Below are 20,692 nucleotides of genomic sequence, written 5' to 3' on the forward strand. Positions count from 1 at the left end.
AAACATGAAGCGGCTATTTGATTTTACAGTTTCTTTGATTCTAATGGTTGTTCTTTTTCCAATCTTTATCGTTATCGCATGGTTAATTAAGTTAAAGCTTGGTTCACCTATCATCTTTAAACAGGAACGGCCTGGTTTAGGTGGAAGGCGGTTTCTGTTGTATAAGTTTAGAACCATGACCGATGAAAAAGATCATAAGGGGCAATTACTGCCAGATTTTATTAGGTTAACTCCCTTTGGAAGTTTCCTTCGTAAATACAGTTTGGACGAATATCCACAATTATGGAATGTGGTTAAAGGGGATTTGAGCTTAGTAGGACCAAGGCCGTTGCTGGTTGAGTATCTGCCGCTCTATACCAAGGAGCAATTCTTAAGGCATAATGTAAGACCTGGAATCACGGGATGGGCCCAAGTAAATGGAAGAAATGCTCTTTCATGGGAGGAAAAGTTTAAGTTAGATGTTTGGTATGTTAAGAATCAATCTATCTTCCTTGATATGAAAATTTTATTAATGACCGCATATAAAGTCATTATTTCAGATGGAATTAATCAACCTGGGAATGCAACAGTAGAAAGCTTTAAAGGATCTAACTCCACAATGGGAGGTGGAAATACTTGAAGGTGGTTATCATTGGTCATGGAGGTCATAGTAAAGTGGTTTCCGATAATATTCGAGCGTCTAAAGACCTCCTGATTATTGGGTATCTTGATAATAAGTATGAAAATATTCAAATCATAGACCATCTCATTTACGGTCCTATTGGAGTTGCAAAGCATCTAATGGAAGAAAATAATGATGTAAAGTTTGTGATGGCTATCGGCGATAACAGAGTAAGAAAATCAATCATTGAAATGCTCGGTATATGTATAGAGAACTTTGTAACCTTAATCCATCCTACTGCAAGTATTAGTCCAAGTGCAACAATTGGAAAAGGTACTGTTGTCATGCCGCAAGCTGTAATTAATGCAGATGTGAAGATTGGGCACCATTGCATTATCAATTCATGTTCAGTAGTAGAGCATGATAGTTTACTAGAAGATTTCGTTCATCTTTGTCCAAATAGTACGATTGCAGGCACAGTTGAAATTGGAGAGGGCACCTGCGTGGGAAGCGGTGCAACGATTATTCCAACTAAAAGAGTAGGTGAATGGTCAATGATTGGTGCGGGATCAACTGTAACTGATGATCTTCCTGATAATTGTTTAGCAGTAGGAACACCTGCGAAGGTAAAGCTGAAAAATAAAGTAAGTGCGGGGTGAATTCATTGGAACAAACTACCTATAAAAAAAGGATTTATCTATCCTCGCCACATATGAGTGGTAAGGAACATAAGTATATAAATGAAGCATTTGAAACAAATTGGATTGCACCTCTTGGCCCCAATGTAGATGCCTTTGAAAAGGAAATAGCAGATTACGTAGGAGTTAGTGAAGCTGTGGCAGTTAGTTCAGGAACGTCCGCAATTCATCTGGCTCTTTTATTATTAAATGTGGGTAAAGGTGATAAGGTGTTTTGCTCAAGTCTTACCTTTATTGCAAGTGCAAATCCGATCATATATCAAGGAGCAGAGCCAGTTTTTATTGATTCTGAACCTGAAACATGGAATATGTCCCCTCAAGCTTTAGAGAGAGCATTTAAAGAAGCCTTTAAAGAGGGGAATCTTCCAAAGGCTGTTATTGTTGTAAATTTATATGGTCAAAGTGCCAAAATTGAAGAAATCGCAATAATCTGCAATCAATATGGGGTTCCAATAATTGAAGATGCTGCAGAATCTCTAGGGGCGGTTTATAAAGGTAAAGCAAGTGGAACGTTTGGAGAGTATGGAATTTTTTCCTTTAATGGGAACAAGATTATAACGACTTCCGGAGGAGGTATGCTCGTTTCAAATAATCGTGAGGCGTTACAACGTGCAAGATTTTTAGCTACACAAGCACGGGATGCTGCTCCACACTATCAGCATAGTCGAGTTGGATATAATTATCGCTTAAGCAATATTTTAGCTGGGGTCGGAAGAGCACAATTAGAAGTATTGGACGACAGAATTGCGGCAAGAAGGGCGATTTTTCAACGATACTTTGATGAGCTTTCTAGCCTGCCCGGCTTTACGTTTATGCCTGAGTTGACCGATACATTATCGAATCGCTGGCTAACAGCACTAACCATAAATCAATATGAGGCTGGGACTTCGGTAACGGAAATATTGAATACATTAAATGAGGAAAATATTGAAGCAAGACCAGTTTGGAAGCCGCTTCATTTACAACCTATATTTGAGGATATGAGCTATTATTCTCATAGTGAAGATGAAAGCGTCTCAGAAATACTTTTTAATAGCGGGTTGTGCTTACCATCAGGATCCAATATGACGGAGGAGGATATAGAGACTGTCATTCACCATATCAAACAAACAGTTATTAAAAGGAAGGATAGAGCGGATATGTTTAGAACATAGTAATTACTTTATGATAAACGGGGTATGAGTCGTGATCGGTAAAACGATATATGAATTTCGGAAGCAAAAGGGACTAACTATGTCCGAATTAGCGAAACGAGCTAATTTATCAAAGTCTTACTTAAGTAATATTGAACGTAATCTAAATCGGAATCCTTCTATAGAAGTAGTAAAAAGAATTGCTGCAGTGCTTGATGTGGAAGTAGACATATTTTTGAGACCAATAAATACGAATGAAGTTCAACAAGAAATGGATCAGGAATTGATTGATTTAGCAGCAGAATTAAAAGAAACAGGAATACAAATTAATGAATATAAAACTTTAATTGAATTCATCAAGTGGAAAAATTTGAAAACAAGTGTAGATGAAAATTGAGGTGAAAAAATGAACAATATTAATAAAATCCCTAATAAAATCCATTATGTTGGTTTGATAGAAAGGGAAAACCTGGAATCGTTAAATATCTTAAGACAAAATAAAATTCAAGATAAAGACGTCATGGGTGGGAAAACTATTTTCAGAAAAGTTTTAACAGGTGGGAGATAAAATGAAAAAATTGCTTATAGCTTCTTTTGATATGGAGGTTGGAGGAGTAGAAAGAAGTCTTATCAGTATGCTAGATAACTTTGATTATACTAATTACAAAGTTGATCTAATGTTATATAGGCACCAGGGGGATCTCTTACATTTACTCCCAAAAAAGCCAAATCTTCTTCCAGAAATATCTCCTTATAGTACTTTTAGAAAATCCATTGGTGAGACTATTAAAGATAAACAAATTGGTATAGGCTTATCAAGAGTATTATCAAAAGTACATGCTGCTCTGTCTAAAAAAATTAAAAGGATAGATGAACCAGGTTATTTTCAAATGCAATTAATGTGGAAATATGCCTTGCCGTTATTGCCAACTATAGATACTTCCTACGATATAGCCATTAGTTATTTGTGGCCGCATTATTTTATAGCAGAAAAAGTAAACGCAAAAAGAAAAATTGCTTGGATCCATACAGATTATTCTAACATTGAAACAGATATTGAAATGGACTTAAAGATGTGGAATAGATTTGATCATATAATTGCAGTTTCAGAGGCGTGTAGAGATTCCTTCTTACGAAAGTATAAGGAATTAGAAACAAAAACTAGTGTAATAGAAAATATAACCTCCCAAGAGTTTATACGTAAAATGGGGGAGAAAAAGATTCAAAATCCAATGCAAGATGACGATAGATTTAAGATTTTAACTGTAGCGAGACTATCACATGCAAAAGGAATAGATAATGCAATCCAAGCATTAAAGATATTAAAAGAAAAAGGCATCAATGATATCGTTTGGTATGTTGTAGGTTACGGTGGAGATGAAGATATACTTAAAGAATTAATAGCAAAAAATAATTTGAAAGAAGACTTTATTCTGTTGGGGAAGCAAACGAATCCATATCCTTTTATAAATGCATGTGATTTGTACGTACAACCATCTAGATATGAGGGAAAAGCAGTAACTGTGACTGAAGCAAAAATATTAGGAAAGCCAATCCTAATAACAAATTATTCCACAGCAGCAAGTCAAATAGAAAATAGGGTTGATGGAGTGATTTGTGATTTAGGTGCTGCTGGGTTAGCAAAAGGTATAGAGGAAATTTTATGTAATCAAGAATTGAAGAATACTCTAATGAACAATGTCAAAAATAAAGACTATAGTAATAGTTACGAACTAGAAAAGCTATATAAAATAATTAGTTTACTTTAGTTGTAGTTTGATAAGAGTATTATAATAACTAATTGTATGAAAAACTGTAGAATTATGTCGAATGAATGTTCTTTAATAAGAACTGCTTGTGGTATATAATTTAAAAAAAAGGAAATATTGATAACTTTTAAATGAAATATATTATTTTTTTTGGTGTTATCGTTCATTATAATGAACGATAATAATAAATTAAAGGTGTGACTATATTGAAAGATACATTTAAGAAGCTTAGGGCACTATTTAATAAAAGAGATAAGAAAAAGTTTTTATTACTTTTTTTTATGATGATCATTGCTGCTATATTTGAAACGGCAGGGATTGGTTTAATAGTTCCTTTTGTTGGTATAGTGACAAATCCTGCTATGATACAAGAGCAACCAATTTTATCATATGCATACCAATTGTTAAACTTCCAATCAGTAAATGCTTTTATTTTATTTGCAGTTGGCCTTTTACTCACAGTTTTTATTCTAAAAAATGGCTACTTACTGGGGTTTTATTATTTACAATACAGAGTCATTTTTAATCAAAAAGTAAAACTATCAAGTACAATGTTTAAAGCTTATCTAACAAAACCTTATACATTTCATTTGCAACGAAATTCCGCTGAACTTTTAAGAAATGTAAATGGTGAAGTGGCTAAAATATTTGATGGCATTTTATTAGCAACTTTTCAATTATTGACAGAAATTCTAGTCGTTATTTTTATAGTTACTTTATTAATCGTTACGGCACCATTAGCTACTCTAACCGCTGGAATACTATTAGGCGGAAGTGTTTTTATTTTCTTTAAAATTTTCCGAACTAAAATCACTTATTTAGGAAAGGAAAATCAAAAAATTAGCCGTGAGGTCATTAAATGGGTCAACCAAGGATTAGGGGCAAGTAAAGAAATAAAGGTTTCTGGAAAGGAACGTTACTTTGTAAATTCATATGAAAAACAAAGTAGAATCATGGCTAGTAATACGATTTATAAAAATATGCTGGACCAAGCACCCAGGCTTTTCATCGAGACATTATTAGTTTCAGTTGTCCTTATTACGATGATTATTATTGTTTTTCAAGGAACAAATACAGCAAACCTAGTGGCTACTATGTCATTATTTGCAATGGCAGCTTTTCGACTTATGCCTTCAATAAATAGAATTGTTGCTAGCCTATCAACAATACGATTCAGTCAACCAGCGTTAACAGTAGTATACAAAGATTTAATTGAAGACAATTTAGGAAGAAAACAAAAGCCTGAAATTGAAATCAATGAATCAAAACCAGTAAAGATGGCTAAAGGTGAGAAAACATTCAAAGAATCAATAAATTTGGAAAGTGTATACTTCCGATATCCAAACCAAGATGAATATTCAATAAAAGATGTATCTTTAACCATCCCAATTGGTAATTCTATTGCTTTTATTGGAACTTCTGGTGCTGGTAAAACAACTATTGTTGATATAATACTGGGTCTCTTGGAACCTGAGAAAGGTCTAGTATTTATAGATGGGAAGGAGCTAAGTGAACTTTTGCCAATTTGGAAAAATAAAATTGGTTATATCCCACAATCCATTTATTTATCAGATGAAACAATTAGGAAAAATGTTGCATTTGGAATAGATGATAATGATATTGATGAACTTGCTATTCAAAAGGCAATAAAAGATGCTCAGTTAAAAGATTTTGTTGATTCACTTACTGAAGGATTAGATACTATTGTCGGGGAGAGAGGAGTAAGGCTTTCTGGAGGACAACGCCAACGTATTGGAATTGCTAGGGCATTGTACCATAATCCGGAGATTATCTTTTTAGATGAAGCAACATCTGCTTTAGATAACAGTACAGAAAAAGAGATTATGAAAGCAATAGACGGCCTTAAAGGTGATAAGACTATAATAATTATTGCTCATAGACTAAGTACAATTGAAAATTGCGATATTGTATTTAAAATTGATAAAGGTAAGTTAATATCTGTAGATCATAAATTAAAACAGTCAATGTAATAGGAAATTTAGTAATTTGGATGAATTTCCGCTTTTTAAATAACTTTTATCGCTAAACATAAAATTAATTATTTAAGTTGAGGAAGAAATGATGAAAAACTCGAAACCATATAAAGTACTGCACGTTGTTGGTGCTATGAACCAAGCAGGTACGGAAACAATGTTAATGAATATCTACAGGAACATAGATAGAAAAAAATTTAAATTTGATTTTGTTTCATATAGTAAAGATGATGCTTATTATGATAATGAAATAAAGGAATTAGGTGGAAGAGTAATAAAATTGACAAAAACTCAATCTATTAAAGAAATTTATACTGTAATTAAGGACTATGGACCCTATGATGCTGTCCATTCACATACACTATTTCATTGCGGGATAGCGAATATTGCAGCAAAGTTAGCAGATGTAAAAATTCGAATAGCTCATGCTCATACCACCTTCAATAAAAGTGATAATTACATAAGGAAAGGTTATTACCATTTTATGAGGAAGGCAATAACAGTTTTTTCTACTCACCTATTAGCATGTAGTCAAGAAGCAGGAACTTACTTGTATGGAGAAAAGGGTATAAAGGATTCAAAGTACTCATACTTTCCTAATTTGATAAATTACTCTAAATTTTTTGAAGCTCCGAAGAGAGAAATTTTAAAGTTTAAATCTGAGGTTGATATAGAGAATAATATAGTGGTTGGCCATGTTGGGAGATTTATTGAATCCAAAAATCATTTGTTTTTATTAGAGATATTATACCACCTTGTTTCTAGAAAAGAAAATATTCAACTATTATTAGTAGGAGATGGGAAATTAAGAGCACAAATTGAAAGAATAGCTATTGAGAAAGGTCTAATTAAAAATATTAGATTTGTAGGAGTAAGAGACGATATCCACACTATGTTTCACAGTATGGACATTTTTGTTTTCCCTTCAATCTATGAAGGGCTAGGATTAGTACTATTAGAAGCACAGGCTAGTGGACTACCGTGTATCGTTTCTGAAGCAATCCAGCCCGAAGCTAATTTAGGTATAGATTTATTTTCTACACTATCACTGAAGGGAAATCCCAGTAATTGGGCTAATAAGATTCTAGAATTAGCAGGTAAAAGAGAAAAAGATGTTAGTAAGATAATAAAAGGTTTTGAAAAAAGTGGCTACTCTATAGATAAAGGAATATCAAAGCTTACGGAAATATATAGCGCATCAAGATAACTCATGTGAATTATTTTTCTGATAACGTATCTAAAGTTTGAGCAACACTTAAAGATTGATTTTAGACCTTATCAAAATGAATTAGAAAAATATATAAACTTTTTGAAAGGAGGAAAAAGATGCTACCAAAAATTAGTGTAATTATACCAGTCTATAATGTTGAAAATTATTTGCACCGTTGTATTGATAGTATATTAAATCAAACATTACAAGGTTTTGAAATTATACTAATTAACGATGGTTCCATGGATAACTCCGGGCAAATTTGCGATGATTATGCTCAAAAAGATAGTCGGATAAAAGTTATGCACAAGAAAAATGCTAGAGTTTCAGCAGCTAGAAATGACGGTATTAAAATGGCAAAAGGAAAATACTTAAGTTTTATTGACTCGGATGATTGGATTGAACCTGCAATGTACCAGGAAATGTTTAATAAAGCTGAAGATTTAGATCTGGATTTTATTATGTGCGATTACAAGAAAAAATCAAATGATTATGAAGATAAGCGAACACAACCTATACGAGGGGGATATTATTCAAAAGATGACATAAGAAATGAACTTTTCCATTGTTTAGTCATGTTTGAGGATATTGAATTTCCACCCACTATTTCAAATTGGGTTTGTTTATTTAATTTAGAATTTCTTAAAAATAACAGTCTATACTACGATGAAGATATTCATTATTCTGAAGACTCAATACTAGGATCGAAGATTATGTTTCATGCAAAGAACTTTTACTACCTAAAAGGCTATCATTTTTATAACTACTTTTACAATCCGAATTCTACAACGAATACATATAATGAAAAAAAGTGGAATGCGTACCTTAAAATTAATGATAGATTAATAAAGTATTTTGGAAAAACTAGTGAATTTGATTTTTCTAGACAAATTAAAATTAATATGTTGTATTTTACATTAAATACATTAGGTCAAATACAATATTCCGAATGTGACAAGGAAGAAAGAATAGATAGGTTAAAAAATATCATGTATCACCCAAAAGTTAGGGATATATTTATTAACTTTAAATTACCTAACGTTTCTTGGAAGATGAAGGTTTGTATTCTCCTAATAAAGTTTAAAATGGTTAAAATATATAGTTTATTAATACTAAATAATCAAAGACCTGGCACATTACATCTTAATGATGAAACGCTAAATAAACAACAATAAAAGAATGAAAAAATCATTAGTACATGTGAGGTTAAATTTTGAAAAAGAAAATCTTGTTTGTAAATGGTCATTTAAATGTTGGTGGAGTTGAGAACTCTCTTATAAATTTACTAAAAAGTATTGATTATAACTATTACGACATTGATTTGATATTATTTGAGGAACTCGGTGATTATTCAAATGAAGTTCCAAAAGAAGTTAATATTATTTACTATGATTTATCGAAAGCTTATGGACCAATTTTGCAATGTATTTTACAGAATATAAAAAATGGAAATTGGTTTGCGCTGATTCTTAGATTAATATTCTTGATTGAGAAAGTAATTGGACCAAAGACATTGTTTCTTGCAAAACCACTTTTTAAGTTGGATAAAAATTATCATTGCGCAATTGCATATCGAGTAGGTATTTGCACTGATTTTGTTGGATATGTAATTAACAGCAAAAACAAAGTAACTTGGTGGCATCACGGAACATATGATTATCCAGTGAATCAAACGAAACGTTTGATTGAAGTTTTTAAAAAATTCAACAAGATAATTGTGGTATCTGACAGCACCAAAAAAATGTTAGAAAAGAATATTCAAGGTATAAATGATAAATTTATTACGATTTCCAATATAATTAACGTTGATGCAATTAGACAAAAAGCAACCGAAGAAACCATTTTTGATTATAATAACAATGAAAATATTACTCTATTGAGTATAGGTAGATTATCGCCTGAAAAAGGGATGATAAATTGTGTTCATGCTTGTAAAAAGTTAGTTGACAATGGTTATTTCGTAAAATGGTATCTCATAGGGGAAGGTACACAACGTGGTGAAATTGAAGAATGTATTAAAGATTATCAATTAGAAAATAATATTTATCTTTTAGGTGCTATCTCCAATCCTTACCCATATATAAAAAATGCACATATATACGTTCATCCCTCTCTTGTTGAGTCATTGTCAATTACTGTGTTAGAAGCTCTTGCTTTAAATACTCCTGTTACTGTTGCAAGGTCTATGGGACCAGAAGAGTTTTTACGTCACAATGAAAATGGTTTACTAGTAGAACCGACTCCAGCAGGTTTATTTAAGGGGATTGTTTCTTTGATAAAAGATGATCACCTTTATAACCAAATGAAAAATGATAAGAGTGATGTATTAAAAAAATTCAGTCCGAAAGTAATTATGGAAAAAATATATAATTTAATCGAGGTTGGCTAATATATGAGATATGTAAAAAGGTCAATAATTAAATTAAATTATAAAACTAATAAATATATAAAGGAATTAATATACCCTATTTCAAAGAACGGTAAAAATATACATTCTCTAAAAAATATTCATTTAGGTAAACGCTGTTTTATTATTGGCAATGGTCCAAGTTTAATAGCTGAAGATCTTGATAAATTAAAAAATGAAGTTACTTTTGCTTTTAATCGAATTTACTATATCTTCGATAAAACAGATTGGCGACCCACATATTACTGTTCTGAAGATGATAAAACCATTTTTAAAAGTAAAGAAGAGATCAATAAATTAAAGATAGAAAACAAATTTTTTCCTGTCAACTTTCCATGGGACTATAATATTCATTTTAATAATGCAAATTATTATATCTTTAAGTTTGGTGATAGGAATGTAGAACCTAAGTTTTCTGAAGATATCGTTAAATGTATATACTGGGGAAATACCGTAGCATATACCGCCATTCAATTGGCCGTATATATGGGAATCAAAGAAATTTATTTATTAGGTGTGGACCATAATTTCAGCAGGATGATAAACGATAAAGGCGAAATTGTGATTGATGAATCAGCAAAAGACTATTTTATTGAAAAGTATAATACAGACAAAGAGGATTTATATATTCCTGATATTGAAGTATCTACAAGAGCTTTTATCGCTGCAAAAAAATATGCTGATAATCACAATTTAAAAATATATAACGCAACCCGTGGAGGAAAATTAGAAGTCTTTGAGAGAAGAGACTTCGATCAAATAATATGTTGAAAGCGTGGTATCAAATATGAGAATAGTTGGAGTAATACCTGCAAGAGGCGGTTCTGCCAGATTTTATAATAAACCTTTAGCAAATATTTTTGGAAAACCTATGGTTTGGTGGGTCTACACACATTCTAAAGAAGTTGAATGTTTTGAAGAAGTATATATTGCTACAGACAGCGAAGAAATTAGAACAGTATGTGAAGACTTCGGTGCAAAAGTAATAATGACCTCCAAAGGGCATGACACAGCAACGGAAAGGCTTTATGAGGTATCACAAAAAACAGATGCAGATTTATATGTAATGGTAAATGGTGACGAACCAGTGATAGAAGCAAAAGATATAGTCAAATGTATTCCTGCTGAGTTGAAAAAGGAAGATTTCTATGTATCAAATCTTATGACAGATTTTACTGATCCGGTTGAAGTAGTTGATACAACTAACTTAAAAATAGTAACAAATAAAGATGGGATTTGCTTGTTCATTTCTCGCAGCCCTATTCCATTCCCTAAAGGTGGTATGAATTATACATACCAGAAATTTGTGGGAGTAGGAGCGTTTACTAAAAAAGCTCTAAAATACTATCATAATACTCCACGGGGACCAATTGAAAAAATTGAAGAAAATGACTCTTTTAGATTTATAGAGAATAGGAAGGACATATATTATATTAACGCACATTGTAAAACAATTTCAGTTGATACACCTAAGGATATTGAAAAAGTTGAAGAGTATATGTTAGCAAGTGGGAAACTTCCAGTTTATGCACTTAATAATGAAAGAGATAAAGATTTTATTTTAGGAGGAAGAAATTAAAATGAAAACAATGAAAGTTGGCAATATTACAATAGATAGTAATATATTTACGTTAATTGCAGGTCCTTGTGTAATAGAATCAGAAACACAAGTGATGGAAGTGGCATCAAGAATGAAAGACATTACAGGACTACTTGGTATTCCTTTTATTTTTAAATCGTCGTTCGATAAAGCGAATAGAACGTCCGTTTCAGCGTTCAGAGGTCCCGGAATACATGAGGGTTTACGTATTCTTAAAAGAGTAAAAGATGAGTTAGGGGTACCTGTAGTAACAGACATTCATGAACCTTATCAAGCAAGGATTGCTGCTGAGGTTGTTGATATGCTTCAAATACCAGCCTTCCTATGCAGACAAACAGATTTATTAACTGCAGCAGCTGAAACTGGCTTGCCGGTGAACATTAAAAAAGCACAGTTTTTGTCTGCTAAAGATATGAAAAATGTCATTACTAAGGTTGAAGAATCAGGGAATGAACACATTCTTTTATGCGAAAGAGGTAATACATTTGGTTATAACAATTTAGTTGTGGATATGACAAGTATTATTGAAATGAAGAAGTTCGGCTATCCGGTTGTTTTTGACGCAACACATAGTGTTCAAAAGCCTGGTGGAAACCTAACGTCTACAGGTGGGAATCGGGAGTATGTGGAACATTTAGCCAAAGCAGCTTTAGCTGTTGGAGCTGATCTATTATTTATGGAAGTACATGAAGATCCAGATAATGCTATGTCCGATGGACCTAATATGGTAAGACTTGATGAGATTGAAGTTATGCTTAAAAAGCTTATCAAAGTATATAAGGCGGTGCATGATTTTGAATCAATTAGCTGCTCAAACTGAAATGAACACCGAACATCAAATAGATATTCTTTCCGAGTCAAGATTTGTTTTTGAAACTGAGGTACATGCAATAAATCTTGTAAAAGATGCTTTAGATGATAGTTTTGTAAGAATTGTAGAATTAATATCCAAGTGTACCGGCAAGGTAATTGTAACAGGTATGGGGAAACCAGGGCATGTTTCGAGAAAGATTGCCGCAACCATGTCAAGTCTTGGGACATCATCATTTTTCCTTCACCCTGCGGAAGCACTGCATGGAGACTTAGGAATGATTTCGCCCAATGATATAGTTATAGCCATTAGCTATAGTGGAGAAAGTGAAGAGATTACTAGAATTCTACCTAATATAAAAATTATCGGTGCAACATTAATAGGGATTTCTGGAAATCAAAATTCATCACTTATTAAATATAGTGATTACTCGTTTGTGTTTCCTAAATTTAAGGAAGCTTGTGCGATGAATCTAGCACCTACATCAAGTACAACAGTTGAAATGGTTTTGGGAGATGCACTAGCAGTTTGTTTATCTAAGATTTATGGATTCCATGAACATAATTATGCATTATATCATCCAGCTGGATCTCTAGGGAAAAAGCTGCTAATAAAGGTGAAAGATATTATGCATGAAGGGGACAAAAATGCAGTTGTAAGGGCTGGGACTAAGTTAAAGGACGCTATTATTGAAATGAGTACTAAAGCAATAGGAATTATTAATATTGTAAATGAGCTTCATGAATTAGTCGGAGTCTTTACTGATGGTGATTTAAGAAGAACGTTTACAAGAGAAGTGGATGTTTTTGATTTGTCTGTAGATGATGTAATGGCTAAAACACCATTATATATTCATTCTGATATGCTCGCAGTAGATGCTCTTAAGATAATGAAAGATAATAATATCTCTGCCTTGCCAATCGTTAGGGATAATAAACTGGTAGGAACAATAAGAGTTAACGATATTCTTGGAGTGGGGATAATCATATGATCAAAGATAAAAATCTATCAAAGATAAAAATGTTAGTTATGGATGTAGACGGTACCCTTACAGATGGGAAAATTTATGTAGGTGATAGTGGTGAGGTATTTAAAGCATTCAATGTAAAAGATGGCTACCGGTTAATTAATATTAAAAAGTATAATTTGATACCCGTTATCATTACTGGAAAGAAATCTGAGATATTGGCGAAACGTGCTGCTGAACTAAAGATTGAAGAAGTTTATCAAGGTATTGATGATAAGCTAAAGGTTTTGGACGAGATAATAAAAAGGTACCAGTTAACATATGAAAATGTTGCTTATATCGGTGATGATGTAAACGATATTGATTGTATGAAAGTATGCTATCTAAAAGCTTGCCCAGCTGATGCAATGAATGAAGTTATTGATGTAGTAGATTATGTTTGCAAATCTAATGGTGGAAATGGGGCTGTTAGAGAATTAATTGATTTAATATTAATAGGAAGAATAAATACAATCAGTAATAGAAATACACAAAGTTAAATAAATAGAAATTTATTATTAATATTACCTCACTGATTATTTAACCTACCAACATTTGGACATTAAAAAGGGGCAAATTATGTGCCGAAATTATTTAATTTCATTAAATCGAGGATTAGAAAATATTTATTTGAAGAGGTTTGGCTTAAGGATTATAAAAAGTTAGGAATGAAAATCGGTGATAATTGTTCAATTCAAGCAGGTGTTACTTTTGATTATTCCTTTTGCTGGTTAATCAATATTGGTAACAATGTAACAATTGGACCAGAAGCTTATATTTTGGCACATGACGCAAGTACAATCAAGGAACTTAACTTTACTAAAGTTGGCTCTATTACCATTGAAGATAATGTTTTTATTGGAGCTAGAGCCTTAATTTTGCCCGGAGTAACTATCGGGAAAAATTCTATAGTTGCTGCTGGAAGTATTGTTACAAAAACTGTCCCAGAAAACTCAATAGTTGCTGGTAATCCTGCAAAGGTCATCACTTCAAAAGACGAGTACCTAGAAAAGAATAAAATGTTATTTAAAGAATCATACGTTTTTGAACATTCATACATTAGAGGCAATGATTCAGGTTTAAAAAAAGAAAAGGTTTATAGTGAGCTGAAAAATAAAATAGGATATCTATTAGCAGGAAAATGAGATTAAATTGTAAATCATATTTTTTATACAATCTATCGTAATATTGACAAAATCTAATAGGTCAATACTTTTAAAAGAAATTTATTGGTAGTTTAATTTGAATTTTTTATGGTGGAGGCAGGGATTTTAGAGCATTTTGATTTAATAATAATGTGGGGAATAATATGAATAGTACAACGAATAACAACGCAGTTGATGTAATGAAATTTATTTGCGCAATATTGGTGGTGATCATCCACGCACCACCACTTTATTCCTATAATGAAACCGCAAATTTTATATTAGTGGAGATTATTGCAAGAATAGCTGTACCTTACTTTTTTGTGTGTGCGGGTTATTTCTTTTTTAAAAAGATTAATATGCAAAACGAAAAAATCGAAAAAAACATTACTAATTTTAATTCTGTAAAGAAATATATTATTCATTTATTAACTATTTATGCATTTTGGACTGTATTTTTTCTCCTATGGTGGGTACCCCTTTGGTATAAAGGTGGTTATTTAACCTTTGCGAATATGAAAGGATACGTAATAAGTATCTTCATATCTGGAAGTTACTTTCATTTGTGGTATATAGTTGCTTTGATTTATGGGATGGTATTCACATTTCTTTTATTAAGATTTGTCCAAATGAAAGTGGTAATTGCAACAGCAGTTATATTCTACTTAATAGGAACGTTTGCATATTCATATTCCTGGATTTTCAACGATAACATTTTAGTTGAAAACTTTATAAAAATATACGACTCATTAGGTTCAGTAAGTGTGGGATTTTTTAGGACATTTCCATATCTACTAATGGGGATTGTGTTTGCAAAATATAGAATTAAAATAACACTCACCTTGAGTGCAATTTTAAGTGTAATTTGCTTAATATTAGTTGGATTAGAAGTATTGTTACTTGATACCTCTGGAGGTTCCAGATTTTCCTATGTTTTATTAACAGGGTTTACTGTATTCTTTATTTTTAACACCGTAAGTAAAATAAATCTTAATAACAGTACGTTATATCCATTATTAAGGAAAATGAGTTCCATTATTTACTTTGTACACCCAATGTTTATTAATATTAACGGATTGATATTTTCACAATATTTTAGTAACAAAAATTCGGCAATTTTGTTTTGTTCTGTAATAGTTTGTGTAATGTTGTTTAGTATTGGATTAATTCATTTATCACAAGCTAAACAGTTTAATAAACTGAAGTCAGTGTATTGAGGTGAGGAAAAATTAAGCCGAAAATTTCAATAATCGTACCAGTATACAATGTGGAAAATTATATTAATCGCTGCATTGATAGTATTTTGGCACAAACGTTTTCAGATTTTGAATTAATATTAATTGATGATGGATCTACAGACAAGAGTGGGGAAATCTGTGATGATTATGCATTAGGGGACAGTAGAGTTAAAGTCGCTCACATAAAAAATGGAGGGGTTTCAAAGGCAAGAAATACGGGAATTACTCTTGCCAAAGGAGACTACATGATGTTTTGTGATAGTGACGACTTTGTTGAAAGAAATTGGTGTAGCCTACTTTATGAGGCTATTAAAGAAGGTGGGAATACTTTACCAGTAAGTGGAATTAAGTTTATTTATAATATAAGAGAACAGAACAAAGAAATTATAAAGGTATTTCCTAAAAAAATGACTTTAGATAAGTGTAAGTATTTTGAGACATATAAAAAAGGTCTTTCGGGAAGTTTATGTTGCAAAATATATGACACAAATATAATTCATGAACAGTCAATCTATTTCGACGTTAGCGTAAACAGAGGAGAAGATTTACTTTTTAACCTCTCCTATATGAGCCATATGGATTCATTTACTACGGTCCCAATCATAACTTATAATTACGTTCACTCGAATCAATACAGTTTAATGAATAGCTATCGTAAAGATTTAATAGAAATTAATGTTTTGGTATATAATGCCTGGCTGGATTATTTTAAAAAACATAATATTTACAGTAAGCAAATAGAGGAATTTGCAACATATTACTATCTGAATTTTTTGAATGTAGTTAAGAATACGTTTGATAAACGTAACAAAGATATATTAATAAAAAAATTAATTTTTAACAATCATATTCTAAATTCAAAAGAATTCAAAGAGTGTATAGATTTAGCCGATATGTCTAAAGAAGATAGTAGATATATAAAGTTATTAAAAACAAATAATTATTATTTAGTTTGGTTTGCAGAGCAAGTGATAAAAGTAAAAAATCTTTTAAGAATGAGAAAATAGGTAAAAATCATTCCACCACCGGATAGCCTAAATAATAATATAGGAGAATGTGGGAGTGTTCAAATATTTAAAAATACCAATAAAAAAAATTTATAAAGTTACAAACTTATTATTATTTAATTTAGTTAATTTCTTTTCTAAGAGTAATGTACCAATTAGCTGGAATAACTACAAAATATTAAAATTGAAAGGGAAATTTAATGGTAGACGTTGCTTTATTATTGGTAATGGACCAAGTTTGAAACCTGAAGACTTAGAAAGACTGAATGGTGAAATTACGTTTGCCTCAAACAAAATATATAAAATCTTCAATCAAACTACATGGAGACCAACATTTTATATGGTAGTGGATTCAATAGTTTTAGAGGAAAATGTAAAAGATATAAATTTAGTAGAAGCAAAGACAAAATTCACATTAAAGAATTATAAACATCTATTTAATGCAGATATATATTTTAACAATAACCTTAATAAAAACAAACGTGAGGCTTTTTCAACTAATATAATGGAATCATTATACTCTTCAGGGACAGTTTCCTATCATCTACTTCAAATAGCTCTTTATATGGGGTTTTCTGAAGTGTATTTACTTGGACATGATTATAATTTCAAAGGAGCAGTTTCGAAAACAAAAGATTTATCTTTTCTTAAAAATGATGATAATTCACAAATTTATTTTAGTAATGACTACATTAAAGCGAATGAAAAAAAACCAGGTCAGGCTCCGGAAGAAATGTATATTGGAATGGGAAATGCAAAATCAGTATTTGAAAGTTCTGGAAGAAAAATATATAACTCAACACGGGTTTCGTACTTGGATGTATTTGAATTGAAAAATTTTGATGAACTTTTTGAAAAATAAAAAATAACGGAGATAATATAAAAGGATAACAAAAAGGAATATCCTAAAAAAATTAAGAATAAATACAGTACCGTTCTAACGTTTACTATATCATTACATCTGTGCTTTTGAGCGGAAATTGTTATATATTATCATCAGTTTAAATTGTTGTAAGTAAATTTAAGGATAGGTATAACCATCCACGTGATATGAGTATATAGTAAAATGAAACATTTCTACATAAGTTTTGTTGAAATTCAAGAAAGTGGTGAAAGAACATGCTATTTAACTCATACGAATTTATTTTTTTCTTTTTACCTGTAGTTTTCATAGTATATTTCTTTCTTAATAAGAAGCAATTTACTACTGTAGCTAAAATTTGGCTAGTTGCTAGTTCATTATTGTTTTATAGCTGGTGGAATATACAGTATCTTCCCATCTTATTGATATCTCTAATTTTTAATTATGTAGTTGGTTACTTATTAGGAAAGAAACAATCAAAAATAAATAGAAAAGCTTTATTAATTATAGGAATAGTTTTTAATGTAAGCTTACTAGGGTATTATAAGTACTTTGACTTTTTTATTTCTAACATTAATACAGTATTCGACAGTAATATTACACTGTTAAAATTAGTTCTGCCACTTGGAATAAGCTTTATTACCTTTCAGAAAATTGCTTTTCTAGTTGATTCTTATAAGAGAGAATCAATGGATTATAACTTTTTAAACTTTTCACTGTTTGTAACTTTTTTTCCACAGCTAATTGCAGGACCGATTGTGCACCATAAAGAAATCATGCCACAGTTTGCTGAACTCCAAAATAAGAATATTAAATACCAAAATATAAGTAGAGGTATCTTTATTTTTTCTATTGGTTTATTTAAAAAAGTTGCTATTGCAGATACTTTAGCTGCTTGGGCCACAAAGGGATTTGATCAAACTGAGACCTTAACCTTTTTTGAGGGCTGGATTACTTCACTAGCATATACATTACAATTATATTTTGATTTTAGTGGGTACACAGATATGGCAATTGGGGCAGCGTTGCTGTTCAACATAGTTTTACCAATCAATTTTAATTCGCCGTATAAAGCACTCGATATTCAAGATTTTTGGAGAAGATGGCATATTACCCTAAGTCGCTTTTTAACACAATACATCTATATTCCACTAGGTGGAAATAGAAAAGGGAAAACTAGAACATATATTAATATTTTACTTGTCTTTTTAATCAGTGGTTTTTGGCACGGTGCTGGATGGACATTTATTTTTTGGGGATTTCTACATGGTTTTGCTACTGTTGTAAATCGTTATTGGAAGTCACTTGGCATAAAATTAAATAAATATATAGCTTGGTTCATCACCTTTAATTTTGTCAATGTTGCATGGGTGTTCTTTAGAGCAACGAATTGGGAGGACGCAATAAAAGTCTTAAAAGGTATGGCAGGAGTTAATGGGGTCGTTTTACCAGACTTTGGTATACTCTCGTTTCTGGAGAATTCAGGGGTTACACTTGGTACTTACTTTATTGATTTATCCGAGTTAGTGAAAATGCTTCCTTATTTATTTATTTGCATGATTATAGTTGTATATTGTAAGAATTCGAGGATAATGTCGGAACATTTCCGGCCTAACATCTTAACTTCAGTTTATATCTCCATTCTTTTCGTCTATTGTATATTAAACTTTAATAAGATAAGTGAATTCTTATACTTTAATTTCTAAAAATAGGAGATTTAGTGATGAATAAAAAATGGGTGATTGTTACAATAATGTATTCCTTTTTATTTTCTATGTTAATAATTCTTTTTAACTTTGCTGTCGATCCACTGCATTATTATAGAAGTAATAATAATAAGGGCATTTACTGGTCAGAAGAGAGATGGCAGCTACCGGGACTCGCAAAAAATTACAATTACAATACGATGATATTAGGAACATCTATGACAGAAAATTTTGTTCCTAGTGAAGTGAATGCTATTTTTCCTGGAGCAAAAACATTGAAATTATCATTGGCTGGTTCTTCTACATATGAACAAAGTAAAATTGCCAGGATAGCATTCAATCATAAAAATGTTGAAAACGTCATTTGGGGAATTGATTATACCTCCTTAGGTAAAGAAAATTCTTTTACTGAAGAATTCCCTAAGTTTCTTTATGATACTAATAAAATAAATGACCTTAAATATTTATTAAATATTACGACAACAAAATATAGCATTACGTCGATTTTGTATAATATTTCTCCGAATTTAGTTGATAAAGCCTCTCCAATAATAAGTTTGAATGATTACCCTGAAACTGATTTAAACCGTCTTAATTATTGGGGAGATTTATTTACTTTTAATAAAGAAATTGTTTTAGAAGATTATTATAAGAAGATTAAGCAAGACAGAGATGATAAAAAAGAGTTACTTAATAATTTTGATCTTAATAGGTTAAAGAGTAATTTTGATAAAAATATCCTTCCAATTGTTAAAAATAATCCAGACACTGAATTTTACTTTTATTATCCTCCGTATTCCATATTAATGAATAAACGTTTTTATGAGTTAGATCCTAGTATCATTAATAATATAATCAAGAGTAGAGAGTATATGTACTCCAAAATAAGTAATTATCCAAATGCTAAGCTGTTTGACTTTACTACAGATAAAAAGATTACATTTAATTTGGATAATTATAAAGATACGATGCACCATAGCCCTGAGATTAGTGAATATATTTTAAAATCATTCCAAGATGATAAATATTTGATTACAAATAAGAAATTGGAATTTTTTCTAAAAGAGTACAAAAATCAAATTAAAGAGTTTTCAATGGAGCAAATTCACTATGTTATTAAAGATTGAAGTTAAAAACACAAATAGCTAAAAAAACAGAGGGCAATAAAAAAATAAATATTGACTTCATGTCCTTTAGATACTATGATAATTTTATAAAGTTGTTCTTTATAAGGAACAAATTAGTATTTTTTAATATATCCAATTATAAGTTAATAATGAATATAGAGGGAATTACCTTTAATATAAAATCCTCTCTATTTATTTTTAAAATAATCGTTCTTTTTAATGAACGGATATGTGTTATACTCTTCAAACGTTTCATCCCTCTAGACGAGATACAATAGGGAATAACATTTAAGTTGTGTGAGGCTAGAAGGTAGCAAAAAAATGTGTAGGGATGTAATCTAAACTAAAACAATATGGGATTCATGCTAGGGAGAATTC

At 31.0% G+C, this 20,692-nt stretch carries 21 protein-coding genes; all 21 read left to right on the top strand.

The window, feature by feature from the left end; genetic code table 11:
• The first annotated feature begins 4 nt into the window (after positions 1–4).
• The 21 genes from J2Y03_RS20670 (at position 5) to J2Y03_RS20770 (ending at position 20,314) form a co-directional block, all read left to right on the top strand.
• On the top strand, positions 5–619 hold the full coding sequence (locus tag J2Y03_RS20670; protein ID WP_310197627.1) for a sugar transferase: 615 nt from the start codon (positions 5–7) through the stop codon (positions 617–619).
• On the top strand, positions 616–1,260 hold the full coding sequence (locus tag J2Y03_RS20675) for an acetyltransferase (protein WP_310197629.1): 645 nt from the start codon (positions 616–618) through the stop codon (positions 1,258–1,260). The genes J2Y03_RS20670 and J2Y03_RS20675 overlap by 4 nt, the downstream gene beginning before the upstream one ends.
• 53 nt (positions 1,261–1,313) lie before the next feature.
• Positions 1,314–2,453, top strand: a complete 1,140-nt coding sequence (locus J2Y03_RS20680) for a DegT/DnrJ/EryC1/StrS family aminotransferase (RefSeq protein WP_310197802.1) — start codon at positions 1,314–1,316, stop codon at positions 2,451–2,453.
• A 31-nt stretch (positions 2,454–2,484) separates the two neighbouring features.
• A complete protein-coding gene (locus tag J2Y03_RS20685; RefSeq protein ID WP_310197632.1) occupies positions 2,485–2,829 on the top strand; it encodes a helix-turn-helix domain-containing protein in 345 nt (114 codons plus the stop codon).
• A gap of 9 nt (positions 2,830–2,838) precedes the next feature.
• Positions 2,839–3,000: a hypothetical protein gene (locus tag J2Y03_RS20690; protein WP_310197634.1), complete on the top strand. Its 162-nt coding sequence runs from the start codon at positions 2,839–2,841 to the stop codon at positions 2,998–3,000.
• Position 3,001: 1 nt separating this feature from the next.
• Positions 3,002–4,201: a glycosyltransferase gene (locus J2Y03_RS20695; protein WP_310197637.1), complete on the top strand. Its 1,200-nt coding sequence runs from the start codon at positions 3,002–3,004 to the stop codon at positions 4,199–4,201.
• A 206-nt stretch (positions 4,202–4,407) separates the two neighbouring features.
• Positions 4,408–6,192 (top strand): ABC transporter ATP-binding protein, encoded by a 1,785-nt coding sequence (locus J2Y03_RS20700; RefSeq protein WP_310197639.1) that lies wholly within the window; start codon positions 4,408–4,410, stop codon positions 6,190–6,192.
• A gap of 91 nt (positions 6,193–6,283) precedes the next feature.
• Positions 6,284–7,402 carry a glycosyltransferase family 1 protein gene (locus J2Y03_RS20705; protein ID WP_310197641.1) on the top strand — a complete coding sequence of 373 codons (1,119 nt, stop codon included), beginning with the start codon at positions 6,284–6,286 and terminating at the stop codon, positions 7,400–7,402.
• Between the two features lie 119 nt (positions 7,403–7,521).
• Positions 7,522–8,580 carry a glycosyltransferase gene (locus J2Y03_RS20710; RefSeq protein WP_310197643.1) on the top strand — a complete coding sequence of 353 codons (1,059 nt, stop codon included), beginning with the start codon at positions 7,522–7,524 and terminating at the stop codon, positions 8,578–8,580.
• Positions 8,581–8,618: 38 nt separating this feature from the next.
• Positions 8,619–9,794, top strand: a complete 1,176-nt coding sequence (locus J2Y03_RS20715; protein WP_310197645.1) for a glycosyltransferase — start codon at positions 8,619–8,621, stop codon at positions 9,792–9,794.
• 3 nt (positions 9,795–9,797) lie between these two features.
• Entirely contained in the window at positions 9,798–10,583 is a 786-nt protein-coding gene (locus J2Y03_RS20720; protein ID WP_310197647.1) for a 6-hydroxymethylpterin diphosphokinase MptE-like protein, read from the top strand.
• Between the two features lie 4 nt (positions 10,584–10,587).
• The gene (locus J2Y03_RS20725) at positions 10,588–11,391 is read left to right on the top strand and encodes a 3-deoxy-manno-octulosonate cytidylyltransferase (protein ID WP_310197649.1); all 804 of its coding nucleotides are present in this window, start codon (positions 10,588–10,590) and stop codon (positions 11,389–11,391) included.
• A 1-nt stretch (position 11,392) separates the two neighbouring features.
• Positions 11,393–12,232 carry a 3-deoxy-8-phosphooctulonate synthase gene (gene kdsA, locus J2Y03_RS20730; RefSeq protein ID WP_310197651.1) on the top strand — a complete coding sequence of 280 codons (840 nt, stop codon included), beginning with the start codon at positions 11,393–11,395 and terminating at the stop codon, positions 12,230–12,232.
• Positions 12,207–13,214 carry a KpsF/GutQ family sugar-phosphate isomerase gene (locus tag J2Y03_RS20735; protein WP_310197653.1) on the top strand — a complete coding sequence of 336 codons (1,008 nt, stop codon included), beginning with the start codon at positions 12,207–12,209 and terminating at the stop codon, positions 13,212–13,214. The genes kdsA and J2Y03_RS20735 overlap by 26 nt, the downstream gene beginning before the upstream one ends.
• The gene (locus tag J2Y03_RS20740; RefSeq protein WP_310197655.1) at positions 13,211–13,729 is read left to right on the top strand and encodes a KdsC family phosphatase; all 519 of its coding nucleotides are present in this window, start codon (positions 13,211–13,213) and stop codon (positions 13,727–13,729) included. Before J2Y03_RS20735 ends, J2Y03_RS20740 begins: the two co-directional genes overlap by 4 nt.
• An 81-nt stretch (positions 13,730–13,810) precedes the next feature.
• A complete protein-coding gene (locus J2Y03_RS20745) occupies positions 13,811–14,374 on the top strand; it encodes an acyltransferase (RefSeq protein ID WP_310197657.1) in 564 nt (187 codons plus the stop codon).
• 164 nt (positions 14,375–14,538) lie between these two features.
• A complete protein-coding gene (locus J2Y03_RS20750) occupies positions 14,539–15,591 on the top strand; it encodes an acyltransferase (protein ID WP_310197660.1) in 1,053 nt (350 codons plus the stop codon).
• 50 nt (positions 15,592–15,641) lie between these two features.
• Entirely contained in the window at positions 15,642–16,619 is a 978-nt protein-coding gene (locus J2Y03_RS20755) for a glycosyltransferase family 2 protein (protein WP_396954236.1), read from the top strand.
• A 55-nt stretch (positions 16,620–16,674) separates the two neighbouring features.
• Positions 16,675–17,481, top strand: a complete 807-nt coding sequence (locus tag J2Y03_RS20760; RefSeq protein WP_310197661.1) for a 6-hydroxymethylpterin diphosphokinase MptE-like protein — start codon at positions 16,675–16,677, stop codon at positions 17,479–17,481.
• A gap of 257 nt (positions 17,482–17,738) precedes the next feature.
• Complete coding sequence (locus J2Y03_RS20765; protein ID WP_310197664.1) at positions 17,739–19,187, top strand: MBOAT family O-acyltransferase; 1,449 nt, start codon at positions 17,739–17,741, stop codon at positions 19,185–19,187.
• A gap of 17 nt (positions 19,188–19,204) precedes the next feature.
• The gene (locus J2Y03_RS20770) at positions 19,205–20,314 is read left to right on the top strand and encodes a hypothetical protein (RefSeq protein WP_310197668.1); all 1,110 of its coding nucleotides are present in this window, start codon (positions 19,205–19,207) and stop codon (positions 20,312–20,314) included.
• Positions 20,315–20,692 lie beyond the last annotated feature (378 nt).

The organism is Neobacillus niacini, assembly GCF_031457145.1.
GTDB classification, from domain to species: Bacteria; Bacillota; Bacilli; order Bacillales; family Cytobacillaceae; genus Neobacillus; species Neobacillus niacini_J.

Bases quoted from the DNA above. Each gene is read 5' to 3' on its own strand.
- J2Y03_RS20720 (WP_310197647.1), top strand. From the start codon at position 9,798: ATGAGATATGTAAAAAGGTCAATAATTAAATTAAATTATAAAACTAAT.
- J2Y03_RS20690 (WP_310197634.1), top strand. From the start codon at position 2,839: ATGAACAATATTAATAAAATCCCTAATAAAATCCATTATGTTGGTTTG.
- J2Y03_RS20765 (WP_310197664.1), top strand. From the start codon at position 17,739: ATGCTATTTAACTCATACGAATTTATTTTTTTCTTTTTACCTGTAGTT.
- J2Y03_RS20670 (WP_310197627.1), top strand. From the start codon at position 5: ATGAAGCGGCTATTTGATTTTACAGTTTCTTTGATTCTAATGGTTGTT.
- J2Y03_RS20750 (WP_310197660.1), top strand. From the start codon at position 14,539: ATGAATAGTACAACGAATAACAACGCAGTTGATGTAATGAAATTTATT.
- J2Y03_RS20770 (WP_310197668.1), top strand. From the start codon at position 19,205: ATGAATAAAAAATGGGTGATTGTTACAATAATGTATTCCTTTTTATTT.
- J2Y03_RS20740 (WP_310197655.1), top strand. From the start codon at position 13,211: ATGATCAAAGATAAAAATCTATCAAAGATAAAAATGTTAGTTATGGAT.
- J2Y03_RS20705 (WP_310197641.1), top strand. From the start codon at position 6,284: ATGAAAAACTCGAAACCATATAAAGTACTGCACGTTGTTGGTGCTATG.
- J2Y03_RS20710 (WP_310197643.1), top strand. From the start codon at position 7,522: ATGCTACCAAAAATTAGTGTAATTATACCAGTCTATAATGTTGAAAAT.
- J2Y03_RS20680 (WP_310197802.1), top strand. From the start codon at position 1,314: ATGAGTGGTAAGGAACATAAGTATATAAATGAAGCATTTGAAACAAAT.
- J2Y03_RS20695 (WP_310197637.1), top strand. From the start codon at position 3,002: ATGAAAAAATTGCTTATAGCTTCTTTTGATATGGAGGTTGGAGGAGTA.
- kdsA (WP_310197651.1), top strand. From the start codon at position 11,393: ATGAAAACAATGAAAGTTGGCAATATTACAATAGATAGTAATATATTT.